Below are 15,753 nucleotides of genomic sequence, written 5' to 3'. Positions count from 1 at the left end.
GGCCCCCATTACTCCCTTATTTAGAATTACCCTGCAAATATTTTATCTTCTTTAATCGGGGCAGGGCGTTCTTTTACTTCAACATTCTCTAAGCTTTGAAACTCCAGCGGCAATGAATCGAGATACTTATATTCCTCTACCTTCTCGGTATCTTTCTTCCATTCTCCCTGTGCGTCCGTAAGATAAATTTCTCTTTTTACAGGCAAGCCTGTCGATTCATCGATATAAACAATCTCTTTTTTATCGGTCTGTTCCGATGTTACCTGTTGCAAAGATCTTCCGTCTTTCTGCAAAGTTTGTGTCTTATTCCACCTTTTCGACTTCAATTCTTCTTTTTGTTTTTCAAGCAAGGAAATTTTCAGAATCCGTTCATTTTCGGCAGCAATATTTTTAGGCAGTAACCACGTGGTTCCCACGAGTTTACCTGTTTCATGATCTCTCCCAATAGAAGTAACTCTTTTCCCACCTTCAGAAACAATAATTTTATTTTGAAGTTCCCCATTAAGATATGTTTCACTAACTTCCATCAATTTGATTTTATCACGAACATGAACAGTGTAATTTTCTGCTGAAGTTGAGACTTTAATATATTCGACTTTTCCCGAAGTTGATTTGTCAGCCGCTTCAATTACTTGGCCTTGGGCGCTCACTGATCCATCTCTATTACTGAATAAAGCTGTTACAAACAAGATCGATAACCCTAGTAAAATAGTTGATCCCAATTTAATATATTTGTTCATTTTAGCCCCTCCTATTCTGCATTTAAATTCCAGCCGTTAGCAAAGCCGTAGTCAGTTATATCGTAATTCCGAACACGCCAAGCATTCGGATTACAGACAGACGCCGATAACTCAGAATCATATGCAGGCTGATATTCTCCCGGAGAATCATAAGTTTGTTTCCTTGAATTGAGATTAGGACAATCACCAGTATAAAGATACGATGTTCTATTTACTTTTGCGGTCTGTGTATAATTATAATTTTTATTGGACAATCCGCCATCACTACTATACCATGCTATCCAACCCAAAGCTGCATTGGCATAATAGCCTATATTCCCATCAGGATAATAATTTCTCAACCATTCTTGACCGTCAGCACCTACTGGAGAACATCCATTAGGTGTAGTTGGACAATACCGAACTAAATCTTCACCTTTACTTACTTGTGCAATTATAGGATAAGATGTACCCGGCCCACTCCTTACATTTAAGCCCGCTAGCTTTACGTCCATGACAGATGTATGCTTTCCGTACCATCCCCCTTCAGCATATACAGATGCTGTTGTTTGTGAAATGACTAAAAAAAACGACAGCAAAATAACAAATAAGCCAATTCTTTTCAACAAATTCAACACCTCCAAAATTTGTATTCATATGTATATACAAATAAAACACAAAAAAGTTTCCCTTTATATTCCAAAAAAGGGAACAATAATAAGAATTTTTAAACTAAAAAAAAGAAAGAACCTCCTAAAGGATCTTGGTGAAAGTTCACTGTGATCCTCCAGGAGGTTTATAGCGGAGAATACCTTTAATTTAAAAGACATCTCCGCCTTTAATCTGCATGTTGACCGCTGCACGCATTTCATCGATATCAAACGGCTTGGTAAAATGCATCAACGCGCCCAGCTCGGTGGCTTCCTTAATCATGTCCAGCTCTCCATAAGCCGTCATCATAATGACCTTGATTTCGGGATTGACTTCTTTGATGTGTTTGAGGATTTCCAGCCCGTCCATGCCCGGGATCTTCATGTCGAGAAGCACGAGGTCGGGCGCATCGCTGCGCACAATTTCCAGAGCCAGCTTGCCGTTGGCAGCCTGATAAGTCTTATACCCTTCGCTGCTGAACACTTCCATAAGCAAAATGCGGATTCCGTTCTGATCGTCGACAATCAACACCTTTTTCTCTTCCACGTCGTAGCCCTCCTACAAGTCCACCCTTATAATCTTGTAATGTAATTATTCGCCTTTGTCTTGGAATTCCCTTCTAATCTGGAAAAAAGAGACTTAAAAAACAAAAAGACTAAGGGGTTAGCAAAAGGTGGAACCGGCTACCGTCGGAAACCCTCCGACGAATCAAGACTGATGAGCGATGGAAGCCTTGACGAATTCGCGGAACAACGGTTGCGGACGCGTCGGCCGGGAGGTGAATTCCGGATGGAATTGTACCGCCAGGAACCACGGATGTCCCGGCAGTTCGACGATTTCCACAAGGCGGCCGTCCGGAGAAGTCCCGGAAATGCGCAGCCCGGCCGATTCGATCGCTTCGCGGAAAGAGTTGTTGAACTCATAGCGATGCCGGTGTCTTTCGTATACGAGCTCATCATCATAACACTGCATGGCCAGGGAATCCGGCTGCAGCTTGCACGGATAGAGCCCAAGGCGCATGGTGCCGCCCAGATCTTCGATATCCTTCTGCTCCGGAAGCAAGTCGATGACCGGATATTCGGTAGACGGGTTGATCTCCGAGCTGTTGGCGCCCTGGAGACCGACCACGGACCGAGCGTATTCGATCACGGCAACCTGCATGCCCAAGCAAATGCCGAAGAACGGAATTTTATTCTCACGCGCATAGCGGATCGTTGTGATTTTCCCCTCGATACCGCGGTCTCCAAAGCCGCCCGGCACCAGAATGCCGCCGATGCCCTTCAGTTGCTCGTGTACATTCTCTTCCGTTACTTCCTCCGCGTTCACCCAGCGAATTTTCACATCGGCGTTGGCATCGAATCCGGCATGGGAAAGCGACTCTACCACGCTCAAGTAAGCATCGTGCAGAGCGACGTACTTCCCGACGATCGCGATCTCCACGGACTTCTCCAGCTTGCTGATCCGCTCTACGAGCCCTTCCCACTCGGTCATGTCCGGCGCAGGAGTCGTGAGCTTGAGATGGTTCACCACGATCTCGTCGAGCCCCTCGTCGCGCAGATTCAACGGCACCTCATAAAGCGTGTCGGCATCGCGGCATTCCACGACAGCGTTCGGATCGATGTCGCAGAACAGAGCGATTTTCGCCTTCATGTCGTCCGAAAGCTCGTGCTCCGTCCGGCATACGATGACGTTCGGTTGAATGCCGATGCTGCGGAGCTCTTTAACGCTATGCTGCGTTGGTTTGGTCTTGACCTCGCCGGCAGCTTTAATATATGGAATCAAAGTGACGTGAATGTACATCACGTTCTCTCGTCCGATATCGCTCTTGATTTGGCGGATCGCCTCCAAAAACGGCAGGCTCTCGATATCGCCGACCGTCCCGCCGATCTCCGTAATGACCACATCGGAGCCCGCTTCGCGGCCGGCGCGGAAGACACGCTCTTTAATCTCGTTGGTGATATGCGGAATAACTTGAACCGTTCCGCCCAAATACTCCCCGCGGCGCTCCTTGCCGATGACGGAGGAATAGACTTTACCCGTCGTTACGTTGCTGTTCTTGGACAGGTTGATATCGATAAACCGCTCGTAATGGCCCAGGTCCAGGTCCGTTTCCGCACCATCGTCCGTCACGAAGACTTCCCCGTGCTGATAAGGACTCATCGTTCCCGGATCGACGTTGATGTAAGGGTCGAACTTTTGAATCGTTACTTTCAGACCTCTGTTCTTAAGCAGCCTGCCGAGCGAAGCGGCCGTAATCCCTTTGCCCAGGGAGGATACGACCCCGCCTGTCACGAAAATATATTTTGCCACAGTTCAAAAACCTCCTAAATTAGTTACGGGTTGCTTTCAGGCGACTTTAGATCAATATAGCGTAGCGTAACCCATTCCGCTGCAAAACATAGCAAAAATAGGCATAAAAAAACAAAAAAGTGACACCCGAACAAGTCGGGGCACTTTTTATTTACATACATTTATAGGTTTGAATCATAAGCCCATGCAATAGTTTACCCGTTACCACCCCCTGTGTCAAGAGAAGGTAAAAAGGCAAAAAAGTGAAGAAACCGAGCTTATTGGACCTGCTGCTTGTTATCGATCCGGGTCTTCCTCGTCCTCAAAGTCGTCCTCTTCGTCGGCGTCTTCCTCCAGATCTTCGTCCTCATCCAGATCTTCGTCGTCCAGCAGAGCGTCGTCTTCGACTTCCTCGACATCCTCATCGTCATCATCGGAGAACAGATCGTCGTCCGAATCCTCATCGACCGCGTCGAAATCGTCATCTTCTTCGTCCGATGCGAAGGTATCCTCTTCTTCTTCGGCAAATACATCGTCATCCAGATCATCGTCGTCATCGTTAATGATGCGCGGACGCTTGGAGTTCCCTACCGGATCCTCCGAACGTTCAATCGGATACCAGCGCTTCAGGCCCCACAGGTTGGTGCCGACGCAGGCGAAACGGCCGTCGATGTTAATCTCGGTGTATAGCTGAGCGATCGCTTCGTTGATTTCTTCCTCCGACATGCCGCGGAGTTTGGCTACCTCGTTCATCAGGTCGCGGTAATAATACGGCGTATTCGCCGCCTTCAAGATCATAAAGGCCAAGTCGACCATCGGGATTTCGTGCACTTTCTCCGGGTCGATTTTCAAATTGAGCGGGGTACTCACGAAACGGACACTTCCTCTCACGCAATTTCACAAAAAGGTTGATTTCCTAACTAACATATCCATATCACAAAATAGTAAACCTTATTTGCCTTTAAAAAGCAAGTTTTTTAGTTGTGCCCAAACCGTGTCCGTTCATGGCGAAGAGACGAAGAGCGGGGCTCTTCGCCTCATGACTGTATCCGCTTCGGAGGAAGCCTGCGCCCCCGCGGAAGATGGTGAAAGCCATAGGCGGCCTTCACCTTATCCTATGTCCATTTTCCCGCTTTGACACGGTATGGTATAGCCCAACTTTACAAATCCAGGGATGCCTATCCTTCGGCGGACACCGAGCTGCCCATTTTGCCGGGAGAAGGGCCACTTCCCCATACCGAGCGTGGGACGCTGTCATACAATACTGCAACACGCTTCGTCAGGAGGGCTACACTGAATGGATTACTCCAGCTTCCTGCGGTATTTGAATGACCACATTGACACCTCCGGAAAAAGCGGTCGACATATTATCCGCTTTACGCACCCGGCGATATTTGCCGAAATGGCGCGCCAGCTGCGGAGGCGGAGAAACCACGATCCGGCTCTGCGGCGGGTGCGGGTCTCCGCCTTGCTTCAAGCCCTAGTGTGCCCTATGGCACCGGATAGAGGAATCCGGGAACGGTACGGTCTTCTCGTCGAGGAAGATGTCCGGGTCTCGGTTCACGCCGCGACACCGAGCAAGGACAGTCCCGCGGGGGTTCCTTGGGGAGTCCGGCGGATCGGCGCCCCCGACGCCTGGTCGGTCTCCACCGGCAACCAGATCCGGATCGGAGTTATCGACACGGGGGCTGATTTCAGCCACCCCGATCTCCGGAATTCCCTGGCCCGGGGCGTAAATATCTTGAACCAGATGAGTCCCCCTTATGACGATAACGGCCATGGCACGCATATCGCGGGAACCATCGCAGCCTCGGGCGGCTCCCGGGGGATGATGGGCGTAGCGCCCCGATCCCTGATCTATCCGGTCAAGGCGTTTGACCACAACGGATCCGCCTATGTATCCGATATTATCCTCGGCATCGATTGGTGCGTCCAAAACCGCATGCATATTATTAATATGAGTTTTGGCATGAAGAACAAAAGCTTGTCGCTGCAAAACACGATCCGCCGGGCTTATCAGGCGGGAATCGTCGTCGTCGCCTCCTCGGGCAACGATAAAAAAAACCGCAGCGTCGACTACCCCGCCCGGTATCCCCATACGATCTCCGTCGGGGCGACCGGTCGTGACGGGCGCGTCGCCCCGTTCAGCAACCACGGACCGCGCATCGACATTTACGCGCCCGGCGAAAAGATCAAGTCGTGCTGGCTCGGCGGCGGGTACCGCGAAATGAACGGGACCTCGATGGCCACCTCGCACGTCAGCGGCTCGATCGCGCTGCTGCTGGCGCTCCGCCCGGGGCTCACGCCGGGCGAGATCAAGCGGCGGCTGCGCCGCACCGCGCGCGCCCTGCCCTCCCCGGGAGCCAAGTCCGGCCCCGGGGAGGTCCACGCCGCCCGGCTGCTGCGCGCAAGGTCCGCCGCAGCCGGCAAAAAGCCGTCAGGGAAGTCCAGACCCTGACGGCTTTCGGGCAGCCCCCGCCGCTTAGGCCGGGGGCTGCTTGCTACATACGCTCCGGCGCGGACACGCCGATGAGCTTCAGTACGTTCGCGATCACGGTGCGAACGGCACCGAGCAGCACGAGGCGCGCGGCGGTTTGCTCCGCGTCCTCGGTAATGACCCGCTCCGCTCGGTAGTAGCTGTGCAGCATGGCGGACAGCTCGTACACATAGCGCACAAGGCGGTGCGGAGCGTAGTTCTCGGCCGCTACGGCGATTTCCTCCGGCAACTCGCCCATTTTGCGCAGCAGGTCGTACTCGTGCTCCGCCGTCAGCTTGCCCAGGTTCACCTGCTCCGGTGAAGGAATCGCGACGCCCTGTTCCTCGGCCTGACGGAAAATGCTGCAGATGCGGGCATGCGCATACTGCACGTAATAAACCGGGTTCTCGTTCGATGTCGAAATCGCGAGATCCATATCGAAATCCAGATGCGAGTCCATACTCCGCATCGTGAAGAAATAGCGGATGGCGTCGACGCCCACTTCGTCCATCAAATCCACCATCGTCACGGCCTTGCCGGTCCGCTTGGACATTTTTACCTTCTCGCCGTCCTGGAACAGGCTGACCATCTGGGCGATCAGCACCGTCAGCTTGTCCGGGTCGTTTCCGATGGCCTGCATGGCGGCCTTGACGCGCGGAATATAGCCGTGGTGATCGGCGCCCCAAATATTGATCATCCGGTCGAAGCCGCGGTCATATTTGTTCCGGTGATAGGCGATATCCGGCGTCAGGTACGTATATGTTCCGTCGTTCTTGACGAGCACGCGATCCTTGTCGTCGCCGTAGTCGGTCGTCCGCAGCCAAACGGCTCCGTCCTGCTCATAGGTTTGGCCTTTGTCGCTGAGCTCCTTCAGGGATGCCTCGACCTGCCCGTTCTCATACAGCGAAGTCTCGCTGAACCACACGTCGAAGCCGACGCGGAAGCGGCCCAGATCGCGTTTGATCTTGGCGAGTTCTTTTTCCAGGCCATAGGTCCGCAAGAAGGCGGCCCGCTCCTCCGCGGACATGGACAGCAGAGCGTCCCCTTTCTCCGCGACGAGTTCTTTGGCAAAGCCCTTGATGTCTTCGCCGTGGTAACCGTCCTCCGGCATTTCGGCGTCTTGTCCCAGCTCCTGCAAATAACGGGCTTCGATCGACTTGCTCAAGTTTACGACCTGATTCCCCGCATCATTAATATAGTACTCCCGGGTTACCTCGTAGCCCGCAAAATCAAGCACATTGCACAGCGCGTCGCCTACGGCGGCTCCACGGGCATGTCCCAGATGCAAACTTCCCGTCGGGTTGGCGCTCACGAATTCGACCTGGATCTTCTGCCCGTTCCCTTTGGAGACCCGGCCGTAATGCTCGCCTTGACGGTACACCTCGCCGATGACGGGATAAAGGTAGCTTTTGCCGAGCGTAAAGTTAATGAAACCGGGCCCCGCGATTTCGGCCTTCTCGATGCCCGCCTTGGCGTAATCCAAGTGGCCGACGATGTCCTCGGCAATTTGGCGCGGATTCTTCTTGGCGATGCGGGATAGCTGCATGGCCGCGTTGGTGGCCAGGTCGCCGTGCGCCTTATCCTTCGGCACCTCCAGTACGATGGCCGGGGTTTCTTCCCGCTGGGCGAGTCCCGCGCCGACGATGGCGTCAAGGATGGCTTCTTTTAAAGCCTGATTGATCTGTTCCAATGGATTTACTGTCATCTTGAAATATCCTCCTGTATATGTAAGCTAATGGCGAAATGTCCCGATAATTCGTCGTACACGTACAAATCGTATTCCCAGGCGATATGTCCAAACGCGCCATCCAATCGGGATTCCAGCGATCTCGTATGCGTGGACAGGTTAAACGTCGTAAAAGGCGAGCGGTAAAAACCGGGCAACTTGCGTCCGACCTGAAAATTCTGTTCCGATTCAACTTCACCGTGGCGCATGATTTTCAACGTTCCGCCGGAGATTTTGACCATGGTCCGCGTCGTTCCGCCCTTAGGTCCCCGTTCCGGCTCTTCGTATCGGATATAGGCCGTATCTCCCCGGGCAAAAACCTCTCCCGTCAGTTCCTGAACGGTTTCATCCCCGTCCTGGCGGCTCGTTATCACGATTTTGGCCCTGATTTGATCCGGCATTTCTGGATTCTCCATTCTCTAATACATTAATACATTGTATCCTATTGTACTACTATATCCAGTTCATTCCCGCAATTCAATACGGGACGTGTCCATACTCAGGCGATATGAATGGTCACAAATGGCCTCACGGTCTAGATTGCCGCTTCATTGATTTAGGAATACGTGCAAATTCGCAGGTATTTTTGATTTGTCGGCCTCATGAAGATTTCCTCCGAATTCGATTCAACTCCTTATGAGACCATACCACTATATGGTACGATAAGTCAGAAAACGCCGGAAGTTGTCGGCCGATTAAACCCAAAGGACGTGAACCCCATCGAACTGCGAGAATGCCTGCGTCCCCTGCAGCGGGATGCCGCGTTTAAATCCAAACTGCAACAAGAGATTGAGCGGATTGAAGCCCTCCTTGACGAGGGGAAAGAGGCCGGAAAAGAAATTGCCGCATTTAATAAAGCGACAGGCCGGAATTATGATGTCTACGTTTTCGCCAACTACTGGAGGTCGATGTCTCTGGAAGATTTGATCGAGGAAGCGTGCAGCCCCGAGCCCCGGCGCGTGCCCGACATTACTCGGGAGGAATTGGTGGAGATTGTACGGCGGCTGAAGGACAGCGAGATCTCTCATGGAGAATCGATGTTCTATCTGCAGCTGCTTGAGGCCAACGTACCTATGCCGGGCGTGTCCGACCTCGTTTATTGGGAGGACTTGGAGCCGGAAGAAGTCATAGCACGGGCCATGAGTTACGAGCCGATTCGGCTTGCGGAAGACCTGGGCTTCCAAACATGGATGGAGGAAATTCGCGAGTCTTTCCACAACCACACTTACCGGGATTTTATCCTTGGCGGAGAAGCTCCGTCATTTATGCAAGAAAACGACGGCCCGAAGTCTCCTCTTGCCGTGGAGGGCGATCACTGCGATTTCGGAAGCTTTCAAATGGAACTGTGCGATGGCTGCATTTATGCCATTACCGTGCCCGCCCCCTTCGACATCTCCATGGAACAAATCCGGGGCGTTATGGGAGAAGGGGAGATCCATAACCAGGAGGCTTATACCTTCCTTGTCTATTTTACGGAGGGGGCGGTGGCGACCTTCAAATTTCCGGCAGGCGCTTCTCTGCTTATCGAAGTCCGGCTCGTTACGACCATCTTTATGGACTGATTAGAGTTGATGCCCGTAAAAATACTTCGCGCCTTTTTCCCACGGTTTTTTTGCCAGGTTTTGTACATAGGCTACAAAGTGTTGATAGTTGCCCGAGTGGATCACCGTATGTGATTCCCCGGGCACTTTCTCACCCGACCAAATCGACAGTAGTGCGGAGATTTGGTCCATGTCGAGCGACTGTCCCTGATTCGCCGCCATGAAGACCCGTTGCATGAGGACTTTTGTCAAATCTCCGGGAAACGCCGGTTTGGTGCGGTAGTAGTATTTTTGCGTATCCAACGTTTCGGTGTATTCGACATAGGCCTGCCCGAGCTCATCGATCGTGGCCCGGTCTCCCGCCACTTTTCGGCAATCCGTGATAGCATCGATCGAGTCCCGGAGCGCCCTCGAAATATCGGCATGCCCATCCCACTGCTCAAGCAAAGCCAAAAGATACGGGATGGCCTCCAGGGAAAGCGTGGACTCGGCTGCCGACGCAAAAACCCGAACGGCCTCGGCCTCGGCACACCCCAGGAAGTACAGGTTGTTCGAATCCCGTAAATCCTCATGTGTGCAGATCGAGCAAAAAACCCTGATGCCCAAATGCAACACCACTTCGTCTTCCGTATGGTTCAACAGTTCAATGAAAAGCGGCTTTTGCGAAAAATCGCCCCACTTGAATAGTTCCAAAAGGAGCCGTAAAAGCTCTTTTTCCGTTTTTGCGCGTACCATACTCTCTCTAATTTGTAGAACATCGCAGTCCGAAACGGGTCCGTACCAGGTGCCGCTGCTTTTATACTTGGTCCACACCGGTGGCTTCACTTCCTTATTGGCCGATAGATCCATCTCCGTGGATTGGGTAGCACATCAGCTCTTCATCGTAATAAGAATCATTTATTTTTAAAGCTTTCTTCTGGACACCGTATGTCTCGAATCCAAGCGATCGATAAAGTTTCCCGGCCGCCTCGTTGCTGGTGACGACAGAGAGATGAATCTGTTCAACTCCTCCCATGTCCTCCGCCTTCCGAATCGCTTCCAGCAATAACTTTTTGGCGATCCCGCGGCCCCGTGTTTGAGGGGATACGTAAACGCCGTAAATATTGGCCCGGTGCTTCAATTTATTTCTTTGTTCTCTGACTAAGGTGACCACTCCGCAAAGTTGCTCCTCCAAAAATGCACCGAACGTGGCGGAGTACTCCTCTTGAAAGCGCCTTTCGTACAGTTCCAATGGATATTGTTTTTCCTCTTCATAGCTTGAGCCGAAAGCTTCCGGGGCCGTTTGCAACGCTTCCAGCCGGATCGCTCTGTACAGTTTCGCATCTTTGGGATTAAGTCGTCGGATGATCATCGCGTTCTCCTTCCTCCAGTCGTATTGCGCCGGTTCGGGTCGGATCGGTATGTTCCGGCCATTTGGAGTAAGATACATCGCAGCTCTTAAATGAGGTATAGTCGAGATTCGCTTTGGCCAAAATCACACCACGATGAGAGTTACTTTTTCCCGTGAACTTCCAAATCCCCACTGTATGAGTAGATCAGGGACGGGCTGTCAATGAAATGGTTCTGCAAAGTTTTGGCCACGGCGTTTTCGCTTTGAACCGCATAACAATACCGACAGTTAAACTTGCATGTATTGTACACGCCCACGTCTACCGCTGCGGTGCAAAGACAAGTATCCCGCTGATTCTTATCTTTGGCATCGTCCAGATCCCGCCCGATGATACTCGAGAGGAGCCGGGCATCAATACAACTGCCGTGACGAATTCCGCAGTGATCCAAATCGGCGGCTTCCGAGCAAGTCTCTACGGATATACCCTGAGCCGCTCCAATAAGGCTTATGTTCTTGGCAAATTCATTTAGCTGTTCTCTGTAATCGGGCAAAGTAATATCGGTGTATAACACCGCATGGTTTTGCTGCAGTTTATTGAATTTCGCCACCGTTTTCCCGTAATAATCCAGGAAACTTATCACCAACCGATGGGTGTACCCCTTCAATTGGGCAGCTAAACGTTCCAGGCGTTCAAGATGGTACTCCACCGGGGTGATATTGCTGATGATGATCGGATCGTATCTCCAGATGACCCGGTTTGCCCCAAGCCGCTCGCTTAACTCGCGGAAATAGTCCACGCGGCTCGCAGCAGGAGGTAAATTAGGTTCAAAAATCTCCGGGTAATCATTGAGCGTGTATTGAAAATAGTACATGTAACTTTTATCGTCCAATAGAGACAAATGCCTTATGAACGGTTTGGGGTTTTTAGTCCAGAACACCATGCCGTCCACATCTTCGGGCAATAGGCTAAAGGCCGTCACCTGCTTGTAATTAAACGGATTCACCCGGTAAAAATACCCTTCGGCAATTCTGCGCATAAACCATTCTCCGAAAAAGGCCGGGATATCCGTTCTTCTGCTGGCGCTAATAATCAACTTCGCTCACCTGCGGTTTCCCATATATTTAAGTTAGGCGTTCGACTTTAATTTTACCAGATATTCCAGGAAAAACAGCATCTTTGGGAGTAAGTCGTCTAACCATAAATCTTTATATCTTCTTAATGCCGCAGTCGAAGTTGTAACACGATACTGATACGGCTCATGATATACTTACAAAACAAGGAACAACTTACAATAAAGATTCATGGAAAGCAGGCATGAGGATGGCTACGTCACCGATGGAGTCAGCATTTGCACGGACACAGATAACTGGCAAAACACCGGGAAGTAGAGGAAAGCTGAAGATATTTATCGGCTACGCGCCGGGGACAGGCAAAACTTACGCTATGCTGAAAGCCGGCCATGCGGCGCAAGAAGACGGAGTGGATGTGGTTGCCGGATATGTTAACCCACATGCTCGTCCCGATACGGCGGCTCTCCTTAAAGGCTTAGAGATGTTGCCCCATACGGGAAACGCAAACGACGGCCTTGGCTTTCAAGAATTCGAACTGGATCACGCCCTTCAAAGAAAACCCGGTCTCATCCTGGTTGACGATCTGGCGCATACCAATGCGGCAGGGAATCGTCACAAAAGAAGATACCAGGACGTGGAAGAGCTTCTTCGGGCAGGAATTCACGTGTACACAACGATGAATGTCCAGCAAATCGAAAGTCTGGCGGATACCGTCGCCTCCATTACCGGGATGTCCGTGAAGGAACGCATTCCGGACAGCGTATTTGAATGTGCCGATCAGGTGGAATTCGTCGATATTGAACCCGAAACGTTAATTGTCCGTTTTCTGAAGGGGAAGATTTATAGCGATCGGGAGACGGAACAAACAAATGCGCATTTATTTACGAATGAGAAGCTGAATGCTTTGCGGGAAATGGCATTGCAACAAACGGCAGCTCAATTGAACCGGATTGCGCTCCAGATCGGCGCTAAAAATAGCAGAAATGAATTTTCAGGGAAAGATCATATACTGGTTTGCCTGTCCTCGTCCGCATCCAACAAAAAAGTGATCCGTACAGCGGCAAGGATGGCCGAGGTTTTCCACGGCCAATTCACGGCTTTATTTGTAGAGACGCCGGAAACCGAACCGGTAACGAAAAAAAACAAAATCGGTCTGAGAGAAAATCTGAGATTGGCCGAGCAGTTGGGCGCCAAAATCGCTACGGTATATGGAGATGATATTTCGGGACAGATTGCGGAATATGCAAAAACGAGCCATGTATCGAAAATTGTATTGGGCCGCTCTCCCCGCCAAAAGAGAGGGTTCGCAAAATCAACGGTAGTGGACAAGTTAATCGACCTGGTCCCCAATATCGAGACGTATATCATTCCTTATTCCGAGCCTGTGTTCCATAAAAAATCGGCCATTTACCTGAAGTCTCCGGCGTTTTCTTTGGCGGATATGGGCAAGACCGCTTCCATTTTGGCCGCATGTACTCTTGTTGGAGCATGGTTCAATCATCTGGGCTTCCGAGAAGCGAACATTATTACGGTGTACATCCTCGGTGTCCTCTTGAACGCAACGGTCACCAAAGGGCGGCTATACAGCGCAATATGTTCGATTATGAGCGTAATCGTGTTCAATTTTTTCTTTACTGAGCCTTACTATTCCCTGCGGGCGTACGATCCCGGCTACCCGGTTACTTTTCTGGTGATGCTGGTGGCATCATTCGTCATGAGTACGCTGACCATGAGAGTAAGAGAACAAGCCATGCAATCCGCGCAAAAAGCCTATCGTACGGAAGTGCTTCTGGAAACGAGCCGGAAGCTGCAACAGGCCACGGACTCCTCGGCAATTATCGATGAAACGGCCATTCAATTGGTTAAACTGCTGGACAGAACGATCATTTTTTATTCCGTTCGGCATGAGGGGCTAAGCGAGCCGCTTATCTTTCCAAAGAGAGGATCGGCGGTTGATCCACAAATCTATACTGGAGAAAATGAGCATGCGGTAGCGGAATGGGTGTACCAAAACAATAAACGGGCCGGGGCGACCACGGAGACCTTTTCCGACGCCCATTGCTTGTATCATGCGGTTCGCGGGGGGGATTCGGTCTTTGCGGTTGCGGCTATCGTGATGGATCGGGAGGACCCCCTGGATGTGTTCGAACAAAGCCTGACGATTGCCATGCTGGGAGAATGCGCGCTCGCGCTGGAGAAGGAGCGGTTGAACGACCAACAGAAGGAAATCTTCATGCAAATCCGTCAGGAACAGCTGCGCGCCAATCTGCTCCGGCAAATTTCCCATGATTTACGGACCCCGCTTACGAGCATTTCCGGTAACGCCGGCATTCTTATCGGTAACTCGGGGATGCTGAGCGAAGAACAAAGAACCAGCCTGTACACGGACATCTATGACGATGCCATGTGGCTGATTCTTTTGGTGGAGAATCTACTCTCCATCAGCCGGATGGACAACGGCACTATAAATCTGAATTTACAGGCCGAATTAATGGAGGAGGTCATCGCCGAAGCCTTGCTCCACGTGAATCGCAGCAAAGATAACCATATTATTCAAACGGTGTTGGAGGACGAATGGATTATGGCCCGGATGGACACCCGATTAATCGTGCAAGTGCTGATCAATCTCGTGGATAACGCAATCAAGTACACGCATACCGGGTCGCATATTACGATATCGGCAAGGCGCGACAACGATAGGGTCGTAGTAGAAGTTTCCGATGATGGGCCGGGAATCGCGGAAGAGGCGAAGGCCAAATTGTTCGAAATGTTTTATACGGCGGATAATATACGCGGAGACGGGCATCGCGGGTTAGGGCTCGGGCTTTCTCTATGCAAATCGATTGTGAGCGCCCATGGCGGTACGATAGGTGTCAGAGACCGTTTTCCCCAGGGAACCGTATTTTACTTCACGCTGCAGTCTGAGGAGGTAAGCGTTTATGAATAGCCCTTTTATACTTGTCGTGGAAGACGACAAGCCGATCCGCAAGCTGATCACGACTACGCTGGAGACGCAAGGATATCGCTATCACGCGGCTGAAACGGGCGAAGCCTCGATTCTGGAGGCGGTATCCAGACCACCTGATATCATGATCCTGGATTTAGGATTGCCGGACATGGACGGGGTGGAAATTATAAAAAAAGTGCGAGCCTGGTCCAACCTGCCCATTATCGTCGTCAGTGCGCGAAGTGAGGATCGGGATAAAATTGAGGCGCTGGATGCCGGGGCGGACGATTACTTGACCAAGCCCTTCAGTGTGGAAGAACTGCTTGCAAGACTGCGGGTTAGTTTGCGGCGAGCCCGGTATGACAGTGACAAGCTTCTTAAGGAGGCTTCCCAATTTATTAACGGCCCTCTGAAAATCGACTACGCTGCGGGATGCGTATGGCTGGAGGAAGAAGAAGTCCACCTGACGCCTAGCGAGTATAAGCTCCTATGTCTGCTGGCCAAAAATGTCGGGAAGGTGTTGACCCACAACCACATCCTGCACGAGATCTGGGGCAGCCACCCCTACGACGTCTCCAGCCTGCGAGTTTTTATGGCGACCTTGAGAAAAAAAATAGAAAAACCCCCTTTCCAGCATAAATATATTCAAACGCATATCGGAATCGGGTATCGAATGTTGCAAGTCAATGATGAAGTATAGAACTCTATGAAAGATTTGAAATTCAGCAGCCATGCTCCTACGGAGCATGGTTTTTTTGTGTTAGCGGAAATCTTTAGATGATCTTAATCCTTTGCCGCAAACCCTAATCCTAAACTAATGGCGGGAGTGATACGCTGAATGTCGGAAAGAGAAAATATACGCCGGTGAGGGAGATAGGTTATGGACAGAGGGTTAAACCAGCACCGATTTCGATGGGAGGAGAGATGAAGAAAATGATGGATTTGTACATGGTTACGGCATTGGCCGCGATTTTCGGTCTGTTCTATGCGTTTGCGGGTTGGT

14 protein-coding genes are annotated in these 15,753 nt (G+C 51.1%); 4 read left to right on the top strand and 10 right to left on the bottom strand.

What is annotated here, in order from left to right; translation table 11 throughout:
* Nucleotides 1-26 precede the first annotated feature (26 nt).
* The 5 genes from FRY98_RS17940 to rpoE form a co-directional block, all read right to left on the bottom strand.
* The gene (locus tag FRY98_RS17940) at nucleotides 27-740 is read right to left on the bottom strand and encodes a LolA-like protein (RefSeq protein ID WP_148454417.1); all 714 of its coding nucleotides are present in this window, start codon (nucleotides 738-740) and stop codon (nucleotides 27-29) included.
* 11 nt (nucleotides 741-751) lie between these two features.
* The gene (locus FRY98_RS17935) at nucleotides 752-1,357 is read right to left on the bottom strand and encodes an SH3 domain-containing protein (RefSeq protein ID WP_420819707.1); all 606 of its coding nucleotides are present in this window, start codon (nucleotides 1,355-1,357) and stop codon (nucleotides 752-754) included.
* Nucleotides 1,358-1,538: 181 nt separating this feature from the next.
* Entirely contained in the window at nucleotides 1,539-1,916 is a 378-nt protein-coding gene (locus FRY98_RS17930; protein WP_148454413.1) for a response regulator, read from the bottom strand.
* A 162-nt stretch (nucleotides 1,917-2,078) separates the two neighbouring features.
* Complete coding sequence (locus FRY98_RS17925) at nucleotides 2,079-3,680, bottom strand: CTP synthase (protein WP_148454411.1); 1,602 nt, start codon at nucleotides 3,678-3,680, stop codon at nucleotides 2,079-2,081.
* A 276-nt stretch (nucleotides 3,681-3,956) separates the two neighbouring features.
* Nucleotides 3,957-4,529, bottom strand: coding sequence for a DNA-directed RNA polymerase subunit delta (rpoE, locus tag FRY98_RS17920; protein ID WP_148454409.1), 573 nt, complete (start codon nucleotides 4,527-4,529; stop codon nucleotides 3,957-3,959).
* A 427-nt stretch (nucleotides 4,530-4,956) separates the two neighbouring features.
* On the opposite strand from rpoE, the gene FRY98_RS17915 reads away from it, so the two are divergent.
* The gene (locus tag FRY98_RS17915; RefSeq protein ID WP_148454407.1) at nucleotides 4,957-6,117 is read left to right on the top strand and encodes a S8 family peptidase; all 1,161 of its coding nucleotides are present in this window, start codon (nucleotides 4,957-4,959) and stop codon (nucleotides 6,115-6,117) included.
* Nucleotides 6,118-6,160: 43 nt separating this feature from the next.
* On the opposite strand, the gene argS is transcribed toward FRY98_RS17915, so the two are convergent.
* On the bottom strand, nucleotides 6,161-7,840 hold the full coding sequence (gene argS, locus FRY98_RS17910; protein WP_148454405.1) for an arginine--tRNA ligase: 1,680 nt from the start codon (nucleotides 7,838-7,840) through the stop codon (nucleotides 6,161-6,163).
* Entirely contained in the window at nucleotides 7,837-8,262 is a 426-nt protein-coding gene (locus tag FRY98_RS17905) for a YwiB family protein (RefSeq protein ID WP_148454403.1), read from the bottom strand. The genes argS and FRY98_RS17905 overlap by 4 nt, the downstream gene beginning before the upstream one ends.
* 309 nt (nucleotides 8,263-8,571) lie before the next feature.
* Here FRY98_RS17905 and FRY98_RS17900 point away from each other — a divergent pair, with 309 nt between their 5' ends.
* Nucleotides 8,572-9,423, top strand: a complete 852-nt coding sequence (locus FRY98_RS17900; protein ID WP_148454401.1) for a hypothetical protein — start codon at nucleotides 8,572-8,574, stop codon at nucleotides 9,421-9,423.
* Here the strand turns inward: FRY98_RS17900 and imm47 are convergent, their stop codons facing one another.
* The 3 genes from imm47 to FRY98_RS17885 form a co-directional block, all read right to left on the bottom strand.
* A complete protein-coding gene (imm47, locus tag FRY98_RS17895) occupies nucleotides 9,424-10,215 on the bottom strand; it encodes an Imm47 family immunity protein (RefSeq protein ID WP_249043443.1) in 792 nt (263 codons plus the stop codon).
* A 16-nt stretch (nucleotides 10,216-10,231) separates the two neighbouring features.
* Nucleotides 10,232-10,753, bottom strand: a complete 522-nt coding sequence (locus FRY98_RS17890) for a GNAT family N-acetyltransferase (RefSeq protein WP_148454397.1) — start codon at nucleotides 10,751-10,753, stop codon at nucleotides 10,232-10,234.
* Nucleotides 10,754-10,893: 140 nt separating this feature from the next.
* Nucleotides 10,894-11,826 (bottom strand): DUF1848 domain-containing protein, encoded by a 933-nt coding sequence (locus FRY98_RS17885; RefSeq protein WP_148454395.1) that lies wholly within the window; start codon nucleotides 11,824-11,826, stop codon nucleotides 10,894-10,896.
* 242 nt (nucleotides 11,827-12,068) lie between these two features.
* On the opposite strand from FRY98_RS17885, the gene FRY98_RS17880 reads away from it, so the two are divergent.
* Nucleotides 12,069-14,750, top strand: a complete 2,682-nt coding sequence (locus tag FRY98_RS17880) for a sensor histidine kinase (protein WP_225040659.1) — start codon at nucleotides 12,069-12,071, stop codon at nucleotides 14,748-14,750.
* Nucleotides 14,743-15,450 carry a response regulator gene (locus tag FRY98_RS17875; RefSeq protein ID WP_148454391.1) on the top strand — a complete coding sequence of 236 codons (708 nt, stop codon included), beginning with the start codon at nucleotides 14,743-14,745 and terminating at the stop codon, nucleotides 15,448-15,450. Before FRY98_RS17880 ends, FRY98_RS17875 begins: the two co-directional genes overlap by 8 nt.
* The last annotated feature ends 303 nt before the right edge of the window (nucleotides 15,451-15,753 follow it).

It is taken from the genome of Paenibacillus faecis, assembly GCF_008084145.1.
Classification (GTDB): Bacteria; Bacillota; Bacilli; order Paenibacillales; family Paenibacillaceae; genus Fontibacillus; species Fontibacillus faecis.
The sequence above is the reverse complement of the archived record's forward strand: the minus strand, read 5'-3'. Positions and strand labels throughout refer to the sequence as shown.